Annotated in this window: 16 protein-coding genes and 1 pseudogene; 12 read left to right on the top strand and 5 right to left on the bottom strand. The window is 72.1% G+C overall.

The genetic code is table 11. From position 1 onward, the window contains the following. Positions 1–5 precede the first annotated feature (5 nt). The 5 genes from OH768_RS10540 (at position 6) to OH768_RS10520 (ending at position 5,598) form a co-directional block, all read left to right on the top strand. Entirely contained in the window at positions 6–1,958 is a 1,953-nt protein-coding gene (locus OH768_RS10540) for a prolyl oligopeptidase family serine peptidase (RefSeq protein WP_406452357.1), read from the top strand. Next, a complete protein-coding gene (locus OH768_RS10535) occupies positions 1,955–2,887 on the top strand; it encodes an LD-carboxypeptidase (RefSeq protein WP_406452355.1) in 933 nt (310 codons plus the stop codon). The genes OH768_RS10540 and OH768_RS10535 overlap by 4 nt, the downstream gene beginning before the upstream one ends. A 75-nt stretch (positions 2,888–2,962) precedes the next feature. Then, positions 2,963–4,741 (top strand): CocE/NonD family hydrolase, encoded by a 1,779-nt coding sequence (locus OH768_RS10530; RefSeq protein WP_406452353.1) that lies wholly within the window; start codon positions 2,963–2,965, stop codon positions 4,739–4,741. 43 nt (positions 4,742–4,784) lie between these two features. After that, positions 4,785–5,033, top strand: coding sequence for a LapA family protein (locus tag OH768_RS10525; protein WP_359609549.1), 249 nt, complete (start codon positions 4,785–4,787; stop codon positions 5,031–5,033). A gap of 13 nt (positions 5,034–5,046) precedes the next feature. After that, a complete protein-coding gene (locus OH768_RS10520; RefSeq protein WP_406452350.1) occupies positions 5,047–5,598 on the top strand; it encodes a GNAT family N-acetyltransferase in 552 nt (183 codons plus the stop codon). Here the strand turns inward: OH768_RS10520 and OH768_RS10515 are convergent. Then, positions 5,570–5,846: pseudogene (locus OH768_RS10515) on the bottom strand (DUF6204 family protein). The gene OH768_RS10520 and the pseudogene OH768_RS10515 sit on opposite strands and share 29 nt — an antisense overlap. 145 nt (positions 5,847–5,991) lie before the next feature. Here OH768_RS10515 and OH768_RS10510 point away from each other — a divergent pair. Then, positions 5,992–7,953 (top strand): DUF5107 domain-containing protein, encoded by a 1,962-nt coding sequence (locus tag OH768_RS10510; RefSeq protein WP_406452348.1) that lies wholly within the window; start codon positions 5,992–5,994, stop codon positions 7,951–7,953. Between the two features lie 42 nt (positions 7,954–7,995). On the opposite strand, the gene OH768_RS10505 is transcribed toward OH768_RS10510, so the two are convergent. Further along, positions 7,996–8,343, bottom strand: a complete 348-nt coding sequence (locus tag OH768_RS10505; RefSeq protein ID WP_406452346.1) for a VOC family protein — start codon at positions 8,341–8,343, stop codon at positions 7,996–7,998. A gap of 136 nt (positions 8,344–8,479) precedes the next feature. Between OH768_RS10505 and OH768_RS10500 the strand changes: the two genes are divergently transcribed. Next, entirely contained in the window at positions 8,480–10,327 is a 1,848-nt protein-coding gene (locus tag OH768_RS10500) for a transketolase (protein WP_406452344.1), read from the top strand. A gap of 103 nt (positions 10,328–10,430) precedes the next feature. Here OH768_RS10500 and OH768_RS10495 read toward each other — a convergent pair whose 3' ends face one another. The 3 genes from OH768_RS10495 to OH768_RS10485 form a co-directional block, all read right to left on the bottom strand. Continuing rightward, positions 10,431–10,601, bottom strand: a complete 171-nt coding sequence (locus tag OH768_RS10495; protein ID WP_352177549.1) for a hydrophobic protein — start codon at positions 10,599–10,601, stop codon at positions 10,431–10,433. A gap of 43 nt (positions 10,602–10,644) precedes the next feature. Beyond that, a complete protein-coding gene (locus OH768_RS10490) occupies positions 10,645–11,466 on the bottom strand; it encodes a class I SAM-dependent methyltransferase (protein ID WP_406452342.1) in 822 nt (273 codons plus the stop codon). A 78-nt stretch (positions 11,467–11,544) separates the two neighbouring features. Continuing rightward, on the bottom strand, positions 11,545–13,062 hold the full coding sequence (locus OH768_RS10485) for a bifunctional phosphatase PAP2/diacylglycerol kinase family protein (RefSeq protein ID WP_406452340.1): 1,518 nt from the start codon (positions 13,060–13,062) through the stop codon (positions 11,545–11,547). 78 nt (positions 13,063–13,140) lie between these two features. On the opposite strand from OH768_RS10485, the gene OH768_RS10480 reads away from it, so the two are divergent. The 5 genes from OH768_RS10480 to OH768_RS10460 all read left to right on the top strand — a co-directional run bounded on the left by OH768_RS10480 (position 13,141) and on the right by OH768_RS10460 (position 17,538). Further along, positions 13,141–13,812: a histidine phosphatase family protein gene (locus tag OH768_RS10480; protein ID WP_406452338.1), complete on the top strand. Its 672-nt coding sequence runs from the start codon at positions 13,141–13,143 to the stop codon at positions 13,810–13,812. Between the two features lie 65 nt (positions 13,813–13,877). Next, the gene (locus OH768_RS10475) at positions 13,878–15,497 is read left to right on the top strand and encodes an ABC-F family ATP-binding cassette domain-containing protein (RefSeq protein WP_406452336.1); all 1,620 of its coding nucleotides are present in this window, start codon (positions 13,878–13,880) and stop codon (positions 15,495–15,497) included. A gap of 31 nt (positions 15,498–15,528) precedes the next feature. After that, on the top strand, positions 15,529–15,801 hold the full coding sequence (locus tag OH768_RS10470; RefSeq protein WP_406452334.1) for a DUF6158 family protein: 273 nt from the start codon (positions 15,529–15,531) through the stop codon (positions 15,799–15,801). A gap of 114 nt (positions 15,802–15,915) precedes the next feature. Then, complete coding sequence (locus OH768_RS10465) at positions 15,916–16,731, top strand: RNA polymerase sigma factor SigF (RefSeq protein WP_406452332.1); 816 nt, start codon at positions 15,916–15,918, stop codon at positions 16,729–16,731. A 189-nt stretch (positions 16,732–16,920) separates the two neighbouring features. After that, positions 16,921–17,538 carry a hypothetical protein gene (locus OH768_RS10460; protein WP_406452330.1) on the top strand — a complete coding sequence of 206 codons (618 nt, stop codon included), beginning with the start codon at positions 16,921–16,923 and terminating at the stop codon, positions 17,536–17,538. Positions 17,539–17,540: the final 2 nt, after the last annotated feature.

The following is a 17,540-nucleotide window of genomic DNA, read 5'->3' as shown; positions in this document are numbered from 1 at the left end:
AGAACATGCGGACGTTGGCGTACGGCTCGTGGCCCTCGCCCATCGATGCGGCGCTCGCCGCCGCCCACGACGGACATCCCGAGTTCGTCGGATTCGTCGGCGACGAGGCCTGGTGGACCGAACCACGGCCCACCGAGGCCGGCCGCCGCACCCTGGTGCGCCGCCGCGCTGACGGCTCCCAGGAGTCGGTGCTGCCCGCGCCGTGGAACGTCCGCAGCAGGGTCATCGAGTACGGCGGACGGCCCTGGGCCGGAGCCGTCCGGGACGGCCAACCACTGGTTGTCTTCGTGAACTTCGCCGACCAGCGGCTGTACCGCTACGACCCCGGGAGTGAGCCGCGCCCCCTCACCCCCGTGTCGCAGGTGGGCGGCGGACTCCGTTGGGCGGAGCCGCAGTTGCGCCCGGAGTCGGGTGAAGTGTGGTGTGTGCTGGAGGAGTTCACCGGCGACGGACCCGGTGACGTACGGCGCGTCCTGGCCGCCGTACCGCTGGACGGTTCCGCCGCCGAGGACCGGGGCGCCGTACGCGAACTCACCGAGGACCGGCACCGGTTCGTGTCCGGGCCGCGTGTCTCGCCCGACGGGCGGAAGGCCGCCTGGCTCGCCTGGGACCATCCCCGGATGCCGTGGGACGGCACGGAACTGCTGCTCGCCGAGGTGGCGGACGACGGCGCCTTCGGCGAGCCGCGGGTCGTGGCCGGAGGGCCCGAGGAGTCGGTCGCGCAGGTCGACTGGGGATTCGACGGCTCGCTGCTGTACGCGAGCGACCGCACCGGCTGGTGGAACCTCTATCGCGACCACGAGCCGCTGTGCCCGCGCGAGGAGGAGTTCGGCGGGCCGCTGTGGAAGCTCGGCCAGCGCTGGTTCGCACCGCTGGAGAGCGGCCTGATCGCCGTCGTGCACGGCAGGGGCGCCGCCCTGCTCGGCGTACTGGACCCGGAGACCGGCGAGGTCGTCGACGCGGCCGGCCCCTGGACCGAGTTCACGTCCACCCTCGCGGTGCACGGCGACCGGATCGTCGGCGTCGGCGCCAGCCCGCGCAGCGCCCACGAGGTCGTCGAAGTGGACACCCGCACCGGCCGGGCCCGGGTCATCGGCGCGGCCCACGACGACCCGGTGGACCCCGCCCACTACCCCGAACCGCAGATCCGCACCTTCACCGGCCCCGCCGGACGCGAGATCCACGCCCACATCTACCCGCCCCACAGCCCGAGCTGGGCAGCGCCGGGCGACGAACTGCCGCCGTACGTCATCTGGGCGCACGGCGGACCCACCAGCCGGGCGGCGCTCGTCCTCGACCTGGAGATCGCCTACTTCACCTCGCGCGGGATCGGTGTCGCCGTGGTCAACTACGGCGGTTCCACCGGGCACGGCCGGGAGTACCGCAACCGGCTGCGTGAGCAGTGGGGCGTCGTCGACGTCGAGGACTGCGCCGCCGTCGCGCTGGCCCTCGCCGACGAAGGCACCGCCGACCGCGCCCGGCTCGCCGTCCGGGGCGGCAGCGCAGGCGGCTGGACCAGCGCCGCGTCCCTGGTGACGACCGACGTCTACGCCTGCGGCACCATCATCTATCCCGTCCTCGACCTGGCCAACTGGGCCTCGGGGGAGACCCACGACTTCGAGTCCCGGTACCTGGAGACCCTGGTCGGGCCCCTCGCCGAAGTGCCCGCCCGGTACACCGAACGCTCACCCGTCGAGCACGCCGACCGCATCACCGCGCCCTTCCTGCTGATGCAGGGCCTGGCCGACGTGATCTGCCCGCCCGTCCAGTGCGAACGCCTCCTGGAACGGATGCGCGGACGCCAAGTGCCGCACGCCTACCTCGCGTTCGAGGGCGAGGGCCACGGATTCCGCCGCGCCGACACCATGATCCGCGCCCTCGAGTCCGAACTCTCCCTGTACGCACAGGTCTTCGGCATCGACCCGCCCGGCATCCCCACCCTGGAGCTCACCCGGTGACCTCACTCGTACGGCCGTCCCGACTCGCCCCCGGCGCCCGCGTGGCCGTGGTCGCGCCCAGCGGGCCGGTGTCCGAGGAACGACTGGAGGCGGGCCTGGACATCCTGCGCGGCTGGGACCTCGACCCGGTGGTGGCACCCCATGTCCGCGACCGGCACGGCGAGTTGGGCTACCTGGCCGGTACGGACGCGGACCGCGCCGCCGATCTGCAGAACGCCTGGTGCGATCCGTCCGTGGCCGCCGTCCTGTGCGCCCGAGGCGGCTACGGCGTGCAGCGCATCGTCGACCTCCTCGACTGGCAGGCGATGCGCGCCGCCGGACCGAAGGTGTTCGTCGGCTTCAGCGACCCCACCGTGCTGCACCAGGCGTTCGCCACCCGGCTCGGCCTGGTCACCCTGTACGGGCCCGCCGCTGCAGGTGCCGACTTCGTCAAGAACGCCCGTACCCAGGAGCAGTTGAGGGCGACCCTGTTCGACCCGGAGTCCGTGCGGACCATCCGGGCCGTCCCGGGCGGCGGCGGTGCGCTGGTGCCCGGGCGGGCTCGGGGCGTCACGCTCGGCGGCTGCCTGGCCCTGCTCGCCACCGAACTCGGCACCCCGCACGCACCGGCCGGCGCGCGCGGCGGACTCCTCGTCATCGAGGACGTCGGCGAACAGGCGTACCGCATCGACCGGATGCTCACCCAACTCCTGCGCAGCGGCTGGCTGGACGGCGTCACGGGCATCGCGCTCGGCTCCTGGTCCGGCTGCGGCCCCTACGAGAAACTGCGCCCCGTCCTCGTCGACCGGCTGGGCGGGCTCGGGGTGCCCGTCGTCGAGGAGTTCGGGTTCGGACACGGCGAAGGGGCGCTCACGATACCGCTCGGCGTGGCGGCCGAACTGGACGCGGACGCGGGCACGTTGACGCTGGACGAGCCCGCGCTGCGATAGCCGCCCGCCTGTCCTACCGCTGCCAGCCGACTCCCTTTGTTCTCCGTCGGGTTGTCCTCAGTGTGGAGGTCCCCTTTGTCCCGTCGTGTGCCCGGAATCCGCGCCGCGCTGGCTCTCGCGCTCACCGCACCGCTCACCCTCACCGCACCCCTCGCGCTCGCCGGCCGTGCCGCCGCGACGGACCAATACACCGTCACCGCACTGAAGTTCACCGTCCGCGCGGGCGGCCGGGACTGCGCGGTCGACGCCGACCTGTACCGGCCCGCGGGCGTGGACCGCGCCCACCCCGCGCCCGCCGTACTGGCGACCAACGGCTTCGGCGGCAGCAAGTCCGACGGGTCCACGGACGCCATCGGCAGGACCTTCGCGCGACGCGGCTACGTCGGACTCGTCTACTCCGGACTGGGCTTCGGGAAGTCGGGGTGCCTCATCTCGCTCGACGACCCGGACATCGACGCAGCGGCCGCGTCGGGACTGGTCGACTTCCTCGCGGGCACGCGCGCCGCGGACGACGGGACCAGGGCGGACTTCGTGACACTCGACGCGAAGGGGGACCCCCGGGTCGGGATGATCGGCGGATCGTACGGCGGTGCCGTCCAGTTGGCGACGGCCGCCGTGGACCACCGGGTGGACGCGCTCGTCCCCATGGTCACCTGGCACGACCTGGCGTACTCCCTCGACCCCGAGAACGCGGTGGGCGGCGGGAGCGTGCCCGGAGTCTTCAAGTGGCAGTGGACCAACGGCTTCTACCTCATCGGCGAGACCCAGCCCCTGACCGTACCGGGCCTCGACCCGACCCGGATCAACTCCCTCGCCTGCGTGCACTTCGTCAGCAAGGCCTGCGCGCTGATCCGCACGCTGAACTCCGGGAGCTATCCGGCGAAGGTGACCGCGGACGTGCTCGGGTACGCCCACAGCGTCTCGCCGGTGTCGTATCTCAACCGGGTCAAGGCGCCGACGCTCCTCGTCCAGGGGCAGGCCGACAGCCTGTTCAACCTCAACGAGGCGACGGCGACGTACAAGACCCTGAAAGCGCAGGGGACCACGGCGAAGATGATCTGGCAGTCGTGGGGGCACAGTGGCGGGGCGGCCGCCGGTGAACTCGACCTCGGCCAGGGCGACTTGGGGTCGAGCTATGTCGGGCGGCGGATCGCGGCCTGGTTCGACCGCTATCTGCGCGGGCGGAAGAACGTGGACACCGGACCGGCCTTCGCCTACTACCGAGACTGGATCACGGACCAGGCCCACGCCTACGCCACGGCCGACCAACTCCCCGCTCTGGACGAGAAGTTGTACCTCTCCGGCGACGGCAAGCTGGTGGACGACCGGGCGGAGGTGGCGCGCGGCGGCCGCGACTACGTCAACCGGCCCGTCCCCACGAGCCATTCGGAGAACTCGCTGAGCGGCATGACCGGCCTGCCGGACCCGGCACCGTACGACACCCGTGGTACCTGCCTCGGCTGGACCGGCGCACCCCTGACCCGCACGACGGACGTCGTGGGCGCCCCGAGGGCGACCCTCAAGGTCGTCTCGCCGGCCGCGCGGCGCGTCCAGAACTCCGGCGACGCCGCCGACAACCTCGTCCTCTTCGCCAAGCTCTACGACCTCGCCCCCGACGGCACCGGGACCCTGGTCCACCGGCTGGTCGCCCCGGTCCGGGTCCCGGACGTCACGAAGAGCTTCACGGTCACCCTGCCGGGGATCGTGCACCGGTTCGCGAAGGGCCACCGGCTGCGGTTCGTGATCGCGGCGAGCGACGACGCGTACACCGGGAACCGGGGGATCAAGCCGGTCACCGTCCTCAGCTCGCCGAGGGACACCGGGGTGCTGGAGCTGACGGTCGTCGCGGACTGAGTCTCACCGTGCGTGATGGCCGATTCGGGCTCACCCTGGAGACATGAGCCCGAAGACCACCGAGAGCGGCGGGCGGACGGGCCAGCGGGAACGCCTGCTGACACCCGCCCGGATCACTGTTCTGCTGCTCGCCGTCCTGGCCCTCGTCTTCATCTTCGAGAACACCCGCGACACCAGGATCCGCCTGCTGATCCCCGAGGTCACCATGCCGCTGTGGATGGCACTGCTGGCCACGGCGATCATCGGCGCCCTCTGCGGGGCCTATTTCATGCGACGCCGCCGCCGACCCTGACTAGGGTGACGGGATGCCGCATTCAGCTTCCCCTTATCTCGCCCAGGGCCCCCGCGTGGGGATACGTCACTTCACCTATGAGGACGCCGCCGAGTTCACCGCGCGGGCCCGGGAGAGCAAGGATCTGCACCAGCCGTGGCTGTTCCCGCCGGCGAGCGGGGACGCGTACAGCGCCTATGCGGGACGGCTGATCCAGGATCCGACCAAGGCCGGGTTTCTCGTGTGCGAGCTCGACGGCGGGGGCATCGCCGGGTTCATCAACATCAACAACATCGTGCAGGGCGGCTTCCAGTGCGGTGCGCTGGGTTACGGCGCCTTCGCGCACGCGGCCGGGCGCGGGCTGATGCGCGAGGGGATGAACCTCGTGGTGGGGCACGCCTTCGGGCCGATGCGGCTGCACCGGCTGGAGATCAACGCGCAGCCCGGCAACGCCGGGTCGATCGGTCTCGCCCGCAGCTGCGGATTCCGGCTCGAAGGCTTCTCGCCGAAGATGATCTACATCGACGGCGCCTGGCGCGACCACGAGCGCTGGGCGATCACCGCCGAGATGCGGACTTCCGGTTGACCTTCATCGTGTCCAGGTCCGTGACCGTCGACCTCAGATCCCGGAAGCCTCCCCCACTGCCTTAAGGGCGTACGCCACGAGAAGTGCTTGAGCGGCGACGGTTCGTAACTGAGCGAGCCGTCCTCGGTGAACCGCATGCTGAGCATCCCGTGCTCCGACGCCTCGCCCAGCAGCCGCTGCCGCGCCTCGTCCGTCAGCGCGTCCCACGTGCCCCGGACGATCACCCGGTACGTGTGCTGCTCGCCCATCCGCCGTTCCACTCCTGGGTCCGTGCCGTCGATCGCCCGACTCTACGTCGACGTGACCGCACCACACGCGGAATTTCCCGGCGCCCCGCCTTTGCGGAATCCTGACCGGCGGCGCCCCTGGCCACCGCACCGGTTGCCGGGTTCCATGGTGATCGTGACGACGATCCGACGTGAGGTACTGACCCTGCCCACCGCGGAGTTGGGTCCGGACAACCCGCTGCCCCCACTGCGTCCGCTCGACGAGGCACACCGGACAGACGACCGGGACCGCGAGGACCTGCCCCGGGACATGGCCCGCCAGATCGGCTACGAACCCCTGCGCAGCCTGCTCCCCACCCGCGTCCGCGACGGCTACGACAGAGACCGTGCGCCCCGCGAACTCGACGCCCTCGTGATCGAGAACGACCGGCTGCGCGCCACCGTGCTCCCCGCCCTCGGCGGCCGCATCGCCTCCCTCGTCCACAAGCCCGCCGACCGTGAACTCCTGTACCGCAACCCGGTGTTGCAGCCCGCCAACTTCGCCCTCAACGGCGCCTGGTTCTCCGGCGGCATCGAATGGAACATCGGCGCCACCGGCCACACCACCCTCTCCTGCGCACCCCTGCACGCCGCCCGCGTCCCCGCTCCCGACGGCGGCGAGATGCTCCGCCTGTGGGAGTGGGAACGCCTCCGCGACCTCCCGTTCCAGGTCGACCTGTGGCTCCCGGACGGCTCCGACTTCCTCCACGTCGGCGTCCGCGTCCGCAACCCGCACGAGAAACCCGCGCCCACCTACTGGTGGTCCAACATCGCGGTACCGGAGCAACGCCGCGTCCTCGCACCCGCGTCGGAGGCCTGGCACTTCGGATACGACAGGCGACTGCGCCGGGTGCCGGTGCCGTCGTACGACGGAGTGGACCGGACCTACCCCCTCAACAGCCCTCACGCCGCCGACTGCTTCTACGAGATCCCGGACGTGCGGCGCCGCTGGATCGCCGCGCTCGACGCGGACGGGCACGGGCTGGTGCAGACGTCCACCGACGCGCTGCGGGGCCGCAAGCTGTTCGTGTGGGGCACGGGCGGCGGTGGCCGCCGCTGGCAGGAATGGCTCACCGAACCCGGCACGGGCGGCTACTGCGAGATCCAAGCGGGCCTGGCCCGCACCCAGTTGGAGCACATACGGCTCGACCCGGAGAGCGAGGTGTCCTGGCTGGAGGCCTACGGTCCGCTCGACGCCGAGGCCGAAGGGGAGTGGCCCGCCGTGGTGGACGGTGCCGAGGCCCGGCTCGAAACCGCCCTGCCCCGCGCCGACCTGGACGCCGCCTACGCCGCCTGGAAGCCGTACGCCGACACCGAACCCGGCGAGATCCTCGCCACCGGCTCCGGCTGGGGCGCCCTCGAAGTCCTGCGCACCGACTGGAAGTTGCCCGGCACCCCCTTCGACGAGTCCACGCTCGGCGAGGCCCAGGCGCCCTGGGCGGCGCTGCTGCGCAGCGGTGCGCTGCCCGAGCCGCGCCGGGTCCGGCCGCCCGGCGAGACTCTCGTCGCCCCGCACTGGCGGGACATGCTGGAGACGGCGCCCGCCACCCCGCTCACCGAGTACCACCTCGGCGTCGCCCAATGGCACGCCGGAGATCGGGCGCAGGCGGTGCGCAGCTGGGAGCGGGCCCTCGAACTCGCCCCGTCCCTCTGGCCGTTGCTGCGCTGTCTCGCCGTGGCGGACCAGGAGGCGGGCAACCACGAGCGGGCCGCCGACCGCTACACCGAGGCCTTCGCCGACCTGTGCCACGAGCGGCGCGACGCCGGCGAGAGCTGGACCGCCGCCACGGCCGCGCTCGGCCGCGAGGCCGTCGAGGCGCTGCTGCGGGTGCGGCGGGTGGCGGACGCCCGCGCCGTCTGGGAGATGCTTCATCCCACCACCCGCGAACGCGGCCGATTCCTGCTGCTCCAGGGCGAGTTGCTGCTCGCGGAAGGGCGGCGCGACGACGCGTGGGCGGTCTTCGCCGACGGCTTCGAGGTCGCCGACCTGCGCGAGGGCGCCGAGGCGATCGGCCGGCTCTGGGCCCGCCTCACCGACGAACCACTGCCCACGCGCTACGACTTCCGGATGCGGCCGGAAACGCCTTGAAGCGAGGTGAGGTGAGGTGAGGCGTGGACCGGCGGTCGGCCGTCAGCCCCGCCGGTCCACGTACTCGTAGACCGTCCCGTCCGGATGCACCGCGATCAGGTTGCGGCCCACCGGTGTCGCCAGCGGGCCCGCGACGACCCGGGCACCGAGTTCGGTGAGGAGCGTGTGCGCCTCGTCGACGTCCTTGACGGCGATCGTCGCCGCGACCTTGCGCAACACCTCCAACTCCGCCTCGGGCCCGCTCATCAGCAGGAAGAAGCCGACCGCGGCCACCGACACCCCGCCGCGCTCGAAACGGAGCGCCGAGGCGCCCGTGAGGCGTTCGTAGAAGGGGACGGCGGTCTCCAGGTCGTCGACGCAGATACGCAGCGTGGCTCCCAGAATGTCCATACGGACGAGCCTAGTTGGGACGGCCGGGCCGTGGTGATCCTTTCGGACGATCCCGGTGACCGTTCGGCGGGTGTTTGGGCTGCTTGATCGGGGGGACGCGGAACACCTCGCACGATCACCCCCTGGAAGGAGCATCATGAACACCGGTGAACTCGTCGAACTCGGACAGCAACTGCGTGTTGACAGTGTGCGGGCCGCCGACGCGGCGGGCTCCGGACACCCCACGTCCTCCATGTCTGCCGCGGACCTCATGGCCGTGCTGCTCGCCCACCACCTCCACTACGACTTCGACCGCCCCGCCCACCCCGGCAACGACCGCTTCGTCCTCTCCAAGGGACACGCCTCACCCCTCCTCTACGCCGCCTACAAGGTCGTGGGCGCCATCGACGACGCCGAACTGCTGACCTTCCGTACCCTCGGCAGCCGCCTCGAAGGGCATCCCACCCCGCAGCGGCTCCCGTGGGTCGAGACCGCCACCGGCTCGCTCGGCCAGGGACTGCCGGTCGGCGTCGGCATCGCCCTGTCCGGCAAGCGGCTGGAGCGCACCGGGTACCGCGTGTGGGTGCTGTGCGGGGACAGCGAGCTGGCCGAGGGCTCGGTGTGGGAGGCCGCCGAGCACGCGGCGTACGAACACCTCGACAATCTGACCCTGACAGTCGACGTCAACCGGCTCGGGCAGCGCGGCCCGACCCGCCACGGCCACGACCTGGACGCGTACGCCCGCCGGTTCCGGGCCTTCGGCTGGCACACGGCGGAGATCGACGGACACGACGTGGACGCGATCGACCGCGCGTACGGCGAGGCCACGTCCACCCGGGGGCAGCCGACCGTGATCCTCGCCCGCACCCTCAAGGGCAAGGGCGTCGCGTCCGTCGAGGACCGCGAGGGCCTGCACGGCAAACCGCTGCCCGACGCGGACGCGGCGATCACCGAACTCGGCGGCCCACGCGACCTCCGCGTCCAGGTGCGGGAACCCGTCGCCGCCCGCGCGCTGCACTCCGTACGCGCCGACCGCCTGGCACTCCCGCGCTACGACCGCGGCGACGAGGTCCCCACCCGCGACGCCTTCGGCCAGGCCCTCGCAGCGCTCGGCGCCGCCCGCGGGGACGTCGTCGCCCTCGACGGCGAGGTCGGGGACTCCACGCGCACCGAGTTCTTCGCCAAGGAGCACCCCGACCGCTACTTCGAGTGCTACATCGCCGAGCAGCAACTGGTCGGTACGGCCGTCGGGCTCGCGGCGCGCGGCTGGGTGCCGTACGCCTCCACGTTCGCGGCGTTCCTCACGCGCGCGTACGACTTCGTGCGGATGGCGGCGGTCAGCGGCTCGGGGATCAACCTGGTCGGCTCGCACGCGGGTGTGTCCATCGGGCAGGACGGGCCCTCGCAGATGGGGTTGGAGGACCTGGCGATGATGCGCGCGGTGCACGGTTCGACCGTGCTGTACCCGTGCGACGCCAACCAGACCGCCCGCCTCGTCGCCGCCATGGCCGGCCTCGACGGCGTCCGCTATCTGCGGACCTCGCGCGGCGCCGGCCCGGTCGTGTACGGCTCGGACGAGGAGTTCCCGGTCGGCGGCAGCAAGGTGCTGCGATTCTCCAGCCGGGACCTCCTGACGGTCGTGGCGGCGGGCGTGACCGTGCATGAGGCGCTGGCCGCCGCCGACGCCCTTGACCGCGAGGACATCCAGGTGCGGGTGATCGACCTGTACTCGGTCAAGCCCGTCGACCGGGAGACCCTGCGCCAGGCCGCCGAGGACACCGGCTGTCTGCTCACCGTCGAGGACCACCACCCCGAGGGCGGCCTCGGCGACGCGGTCCTCGACGCCTTCCTCGACGGCCGGCCGGTGCCGCGCCTGGTGCGTCTCGCCGTACGCACCATGCCCGGCTCGGCGAGCCCCGCCGAGCAGCTGCACGCCGCCGGCATCGACGCGGAGTCGATCGCGGCGGCCGGGCGGCTGCTGGTGGAGACGGCCGTCGTGCGCTGAACGCCGGCCGAACGCCAGGAGCCCGTGTCACGCCGATCTCTCGGCGTGACACGGGCTCGACGTCTGCGTGGTTCTGGGGACGGCCCGCTACCAGCGGTACCAGCTACCAGCGGTACCAGCGTCCCCTGCCGCCGCCGGCCGAGGTGCCACGCACCAGGAAGCCGAGCAGCCACACGGCGAGCACGATCAACGCGACCCACCAGAGGATCTTCACTGCGAAGCCGGCACCGAACAGGATCAGCGCCAGCAGAAGGACGATCAGGATCGGAACCATAGTGTGTAACCTCCTGACCGCCGAGTGCCCTCGAATCGGTGGATCAGACGTCCTTGCGGCAGAGGATCTCCCCGTGCAGTACGGCGAACCAGCCGTCGTCCTGCTTCCCCCACTCCCGCCAGGCGTCGGCGATGTCCGTCAGCTGCCCGGCGGTCGCCTGTCCGCCCTCCGTCGCGATCCGCGCGTACGACGACTGGACGGTGCGGTCCGCCCACACACCGCTCCACCAGGCCCGCTCGTCCGGAGTCTGGAACGTCCAGGTGCTCGACGTGGCCGTGACATCCGTCAGCCCCGCCCGCAGCGCCCACGACTTCAGCCGTCGCCCCGCGTCCGGCTCGCCCCCGTTGGCGCGGGCCACCCGCCGGTACAGCTCCAGCCAGTCGTCCAGCCCCGGTACCTGCGGGTACCAGGTCATCACCGCGTAGTCCGCGTCCCGGGCGGCGATGAACCCGCCCGGCTTGGTCACCCGCACCATCTCCCGCAGCGCCTGCACCGGGTCGCCCACGTGCTGGAGCACCTGATGGGCGTGGACCACACAGAACGTGTCGTCCGGATAGTCCAGCGCGTGGACATCGGCGACCGCGAAGTCGACGTTGGCCAGGCCACGTTCGGCGGCGACCTTTTCGGCCGATTCCAGGACGCCCGCGGCGTGGTCGACACCGGTGACATGGCCGTCGGGAACCAGCGCCGCCAGGTCGGCGGTGATGGTACCCGGGCCGCAGCCGATGTCCAGGATCTTCATGTGCGGCTTCAGCGAACCGAGCAGGTAGGCGGCGGAGTTCACGGCGGTCCGCTGACGGTGCGAGCGCAGCGCGGACTCGTGGTGCCCGTGCGTGTAGACAGCGGTCTCCTGTGGCTTCGGCATGGCTCTACCTACCCTTTCGCGTCTTCTTCGGCGTAGGCAGAACGGTACGCGCGCATGTCGAATGATGAGACCTGCGTTTTACGATGTGGACTGACGAGTGATCAGGGACTCCGGTCGCGGCCGGTACACCGTCAGCCCCTCGGGCAGCTCCTCCAACATCAACTCGCCGCCCACGTCCGTGACTTCACCGTCGTAGGCGAGGAGCGTGCCGGGCGCGAGACCGGTCAGGCGCAGGCGGTGGACCTGGACCGCCGCGTGGGCGGGGGAGGGGGTGAACGGGCCGGCGAGGGCCGCCGCGAGGAGGCGCAGCGCGGGCCTGCGGCCGCCGTGCACTACGCGGATGTCGAGCCGTCCGTCCGCGAGGTCGACCCGGCGGCCCGAGGCGATGCCCATCCGGTGGTAGGTGCCGTTGCCGGCGAACAACAGCCACAACGGGCGGGTACGGCCGCCGAGTTCGGCCTCCAGCGGATGCCGGTCCGCGCGCAGCACCCACAGCGCCGCCAGCACGCCCGCCGGCCAGCCGCCGATCCGGGGCGCCCAGCGCTCCCGCTCGCGCACCAGCTCCGGATAGACGCCCAGACTCAGGGTGTTGAGGAAGATGCCCCGGGTGGCACCGGAGGTGAAGCGGCCGACGTCCACGCGGACGGCGTCGCCCTGCTTGATCGCCCGGCCCAGGGCCCGGGGGCCCTCCACACCGAGGTCGTACGCGAAGTGGTTGAGGGTGCCGCCGGGGAGGACCGCGAGGGGCAGGCCGTGGCGCAGGGCGACCTCGGCCGCCGCGTTCACCGTGCCGTCGCCGCCGCACACCCCCAGGACCCGGGCACGGGCCGCCGCCTTCTCCAACTCGGCCCGTATGTCGGCCGGTTGGCAGGCCACGATCTCCGCGCCGGGCAGTACGTCGCTCAGCGCGTCCGCCTTGTCCGCGGTGCCCGACGCCGAGTTGACCACCATGACCAGACCCGCGCCGTCCTCCAGCGCCGGCACCTCGGCGCGCGGCCGGGCCGGCGGTACGATCTGCCCGCGGGTCGGCACCATCCCGCGCACCGCGAACGCCGCGCACGCGCCCAGCGCGGCCCCGGCGAGCACGTCGCTCGGGAAGTGGACACCGGTGTAGACACGGGACACGGCGACCGAGAACGCGATCGGGGCCACCACCGCGCCCCAGGCCGGCGACTCCAGCGCCACACCGGTCGCGAAGGCCGCCGCCGACGCCGCGTGACCGGACGGGAACGACGTGGTGATCGGCTGCCGGTTCAGCTGCCGCACCAGCGGGACCGGGTCCAGGACGGGCCGGGGGCGGCGCACGGTCCGCTTCCCCAGGGTGTTGATGGCGAGGGAGGCCACGCTCAGCGAGGCGATGCCCCGGGCGGCGGCCCGGCGGGCGCGCGGAGTACGGCTCGCGGCCACCGCGGCGGCCGTCGCGAACCACAGCACACCGTGATTGGCACTCCGGCTCAGCCGGGGCAGCACGGGCTCACCGGCGGGCCAGTTCCGTTCGGCCGCCGCCTCGAAGAGACGGGAGTCCAGGGAGAGCAGCCATGCGCGCAGGGCGTGGCGGCCGGGAAGGGGGACCGTGAGGTCGACGTCGGGGCTCATGCGGTGCCGGGTACCCTGAAATGGCCGTTTGTTGCCCGGCGGACCCTCGGCGGACCGTTTCATCGGAGGAACCCCCGCATGCGCCTGCTCCTCATCCGCCACGGCCAGACCACGGCCAACGTGGACTTCCTCCTCGATACGGCGATCCCCGGCGCAGGGCTGACCGACCTCGGCCGCCGCCAGGCAGCGGCCCTCCCCGATGCCGTGGCCGGCGAGGACATCGAGGCCCTCTACGCCTCCACCCTGATCCGCACCCAGCACACCGCGGCCCCGCTGGCCGCCGCCCGCGGTCTCGACGTCCGCGTCCGGGACGGCATCCGCGAGCTGACCGCCGGTGACCTGGAGATGCTCCCTGGCGACCGGGAGCCCGGCCACGAGTACATGCGGATCGTGTTCGCGTGGGCCGCCGGTGACACGGAGTTGCGGATGCCCGGCGGCGAGAACGGCGTGGAGGCCCTCGCCCGCTACGACGGCGTCGTCGCCGAGGCCGCCGACAGCGGCGCCCGCACCGCCGCCGTGGTCAGCCACGGCGCCGCGATCCGGATGTGGACGGCCGCCCGCGCCGACAACGTCGACGTGTCCTTCGCCGCCGCCCGTCCCCTCGACAACACCGGCATCGTCGTCCTGGAGGGCTTCCCGGCCGACGGCTGGAAGGTGCTGTCCTGGGCGGGCGCGGCGGTGGAGACGGCCGGACCGGACACGGACGCGGGCCCGACCGGACAGCCGCTCGACGAGGACCAGAAGCCGTAGCGAGGCCCTGGCGGGCACAATAAGGGTTTGCCCGGCCGCGAGGCCGCCCCACAGAATGCGTGGTCATGGGACATCTGGAAGCCGCACACCTCGAGTACTACCTCCCCGACGGGAGGCCGCTCCTCGGCGATGTGTCCTTCCGGGTCGGCGAAGGCGCCGTGGTCGCCCTCGTCGGACCCAACGGCGCCGGCAAGACGACCCTGCTCCGGCTGATCTCCGGCGAGCTGAAACCGCACGGCGGCACGGTCACCGTGAGTGGCGGCCTGGGCGTGATGCGCCAGTTCGTGGGCTCCGTACGCGACGAGAGCACCGTACGGGACCTGCTCGTGTCGGTCGCCCCGCCCCGCATCCGCGCGGTCGCGGCGGAGGTCGACAAGGCCGAGCACGGCATCATGACCGTCGACGACGAGGCGGCCCAACTCGCTTACGCCCAGGCCCTGTCCGACTGGGCCGAGGTGCACGGCTACGAGTTCGAGACCCTCTGGGACATGTGCACCATGGCCGCGCTCGGCGTGCCGTACGACAAGGCGCAGTTCCGGCAGGTCAGCACCCTCTCCGGCGGTGAGCAGAAGCGGCTCGTGCTGGAGGCGCTGCTGCGCGGGAGCGACGAGGTGCTGCTCCTCGACGAGCCCGACAACTACCTCGACGTGCCCGGCAAGCGCTGGCTGGAGGAGCGGCTCAAGGAGACCCGCAAGACGATCCTCTTCGTCTCGCACGACCGCGAACTCCTCGCCCGCGCCGCCGAGAAGATCGTCTCCGTCGAGCCCTCGCCGACCGGCGCCGACGCCTGGGTGCACGGCGCCGGCTTCGCCACCTACCACGAGGCCCGGCGCGAACGCTTCGCCCGCTTCGAGGAGTTGCGCCGCCGCTGGGACGAGAAGCACGCCCAGCTGAAGAAGCTCGTCCTGAACCTCCGTCAGGCCGCCTCCATCTCCCACGAGTTGGCCTCCCGCTACCAGGCCGCCCAGACCCGCCTGCGCAAGTTCGAGGAGGCGGGCCCGCCCCCCGAGCCGCCCCGCGAGCAGGACATCACCATGCGCATCAAGGGCGGCCGGACCGGCGTAAGGGCCGTCACCTGCAAGGGACTTGAACTCACCGGCCTGATGAAGCCCTTCGACCTGGAGGTCTTCTACGGCGAACGCGTCGCCGTCCTCGGCTCGAACGGCTCGGGCAAGTCGCACTTCCTGCGCCTCCTCGCCGGCGACGACGTCAAGCACACGGGGGAGTGGAAGCTCGGCGCGCGTGTCGTGGCAGGGCACTTCGCGCAGACCCACGCGCATCCCGAACTCCAGGGCCGCACCCTCCTCGACATTCTGTGGAAGGAGCACGCCCAGGCCCAGGGACCCGCCATGTCCCGGCTGCGCCGCTACGAGCTGACCGGCCAGGCCGAGCAGAGCTTCGACCGCCTCTCCGGCGGCCAGCAGGCCCGCTTCCAGATCCTGCTGCTGGAACTCCAGGGCGTCACCGCCCTGCTCCTCGACGAGCCCACAGACAACCTCGACCTGGAGTCCGCGGAAGCCCTCCAGGAGGGCCTTGAGGCGTTCGACGGGACTGTGCTCTCCGTCACGCACGACCGCTGGTTCGCGCGCTCCTTCGACCGCTACCTGGTCTTCGGCAGCGACGGCAGGGTCCGCGAGAGCACCGAGCCCGTGTGGGACGAGCGGCGGGTGGAGCGCGCGCGGTAGGTCCGTGCAGTGCGGAGGCCGCGAGGCCCGAATGTTCGTAGAGTGGTCTCAGGACCGTGAGACTCGACGAGCGGGGCACACCATGACCGGAGTCGACCCTGCGCGCCTGGACGACTCCCAGCTCATGAAGGAGCTGGAGACCATCCACCGCACGCGCCACGACACCCTGCTGTACGGCTCGAACGACGCGCTGCGCGCCCACAACGACCGCATGGCCCGGCTGGAGGGCGAGTACCTGCGCCGCCATCCGCGCCGCCTCGTGGCCCCAGGCCGCACCCGTCAGGGAGCACGCGAGCGGGAGTGACGCGTGTTTGCCCCCCGAGGTCGGGGGCAGGCGAACCTTCAGCGCTGGATCGCAAACGCGTTCCCACCGGTGACCGTCCAACCCGGAGCATGCTCAAGGGAGTTGTGACGCACCATGCCCAGCACCACGTCCACTCGATCCACCCGCACGAACACGAAGCGACGTTCCCACCCCGACACCCCCGACACCGCGGAGGCGTTCCGCGCCCTGGTCACGCTGCCGCCCGGCCCGCAGCACGACACCGTCCGCGAACGCATCGTGGAGGCCTGGCTGCCCATGGCCGACCGGCTCGCCGGACGGTTCCGCAACCGGGGCGAGAGCACCGAGGACTTACGACAGGTCGCCGCCCTCGGCCTGGTCAAGGCCGTCGACCGGTACGACCCCGGGCGCGGCAACGCGTTCGAGAGCTACGCCGTGCCGACCATCACCGGCGAGATCAAACGGCACTTCCGCGACCACATGTGGACGCTGCACGTGCCGCGCCGGGTGCAGGATCTGCGCAACCGGGTGCGGGTCGCCGGGCAGGAGCTGGCGCAGACGGTGCCGGGGCGGCGGCCGACCGTGGCGGAGCTCGCCGCGCACGCGTGCCTCTCCGAGGAGGAGGTGCGGGCCGGGCTGGAGGCGCTGGAGAGTTTCAGCGCGTTGTCGTTGGACGCGGAGGCCTCCGGCGGTGCGGACGGGTGGGCGTTGGGTGACGTACTCGGGTCTGCTGATCCGGCGTTGGACGTCGTGGTGGACCGGGAGGCTGTGAAGCCGCGGTTGGCTGCGCTGCCCGAGCGGGAGCGGGAGATTCTGTATCTGCGGTTCTTCGGGGACATGACGCAGAGTCGGATCGCGGAGGAGTTCGGGATTTCGCAGATGCATGTGTCCCGGTTGATCAGTCGGTGTTGCCGGCGGATTCGGGAGCAAGTTCTTGAGGACGTCGCATAGGGGTTGCACGTCGAGTGCGGGCCGGTGAGGGCTGGGCGCGCCCACGCGGCGGAGCCGCAAATAGACACAGCCCCGCGCCCCTAAAGGAACACGGCCGGTGTTCACTCGCTCGGGCCTCGCCGCGCGCGCCTCTCTCCTGACCGGGCTTCGATGGTGTTGCCGCCGTCCTCGGTCTAAGGAGACCCGCTCATGCGTCGCACCGCCCTTGCTCTGTCCGTCGTCGCCCTGGTCGGCGTCGTCGGGGGTGCCGCCGCCCCGGCTGTGGCCGTCGATTCCGCCGCGGAGGTCAGTCCGAGTACCGCCCAGGCCGGCGGGAGCGTGACCGTGTCCGTCTCCTGCGAGGCCATCGGGGGGACCGCGCCCGAGACCCTGGACGCCACCTCCCAGGCCTTCGACGACGGCTCCGTCCAACTACGGCGGGTGCCCGGAAACGACGACCGGGCGGCCGGAGCCGCGTATCGCGGAACCGCGCGGATCTCCGAGGACGAGCAGGACGAGCAGGTCGGGCGGGACGCCGCGTGGACCGTCGACGGGACCTGTCCGGCGCCGCCCGGCGGTCAGGGCAGGCCGTGGAGTGCGACCTTCAGCGTGGAACGCGGGAGTGGGGGCGGGGGCGGGCAGCGGCCGTGTCAGGAACCCCGGGGTGATTCCTGTGCCGGTGCCGCCGTGATCGAGCGCGGGGTGCGGGCCGGGGAAGGCGGTACCTTCACCGACTCCGTGCCGGCGCTGGTCGCCGGCGGTGTGCTGATCGCGGGCGCGTTCGGCGGTGCCGTGTACCGGCTGCGCAGGCGGACTCCGGGACACTGAGG

This window comes from Streptomyces sp. NBC_01622 (assembly GCF_045209635.1).
GTDB lineage: Bacteria > Actinomycetota > Actinomycetes > Streptomycetales > Streptomycetaceae > Streptomyces.
Note: the sequence above shows the minus strand (reverse complement) of the source record. Positions and strands in the feature narration are given on the sequence as shown.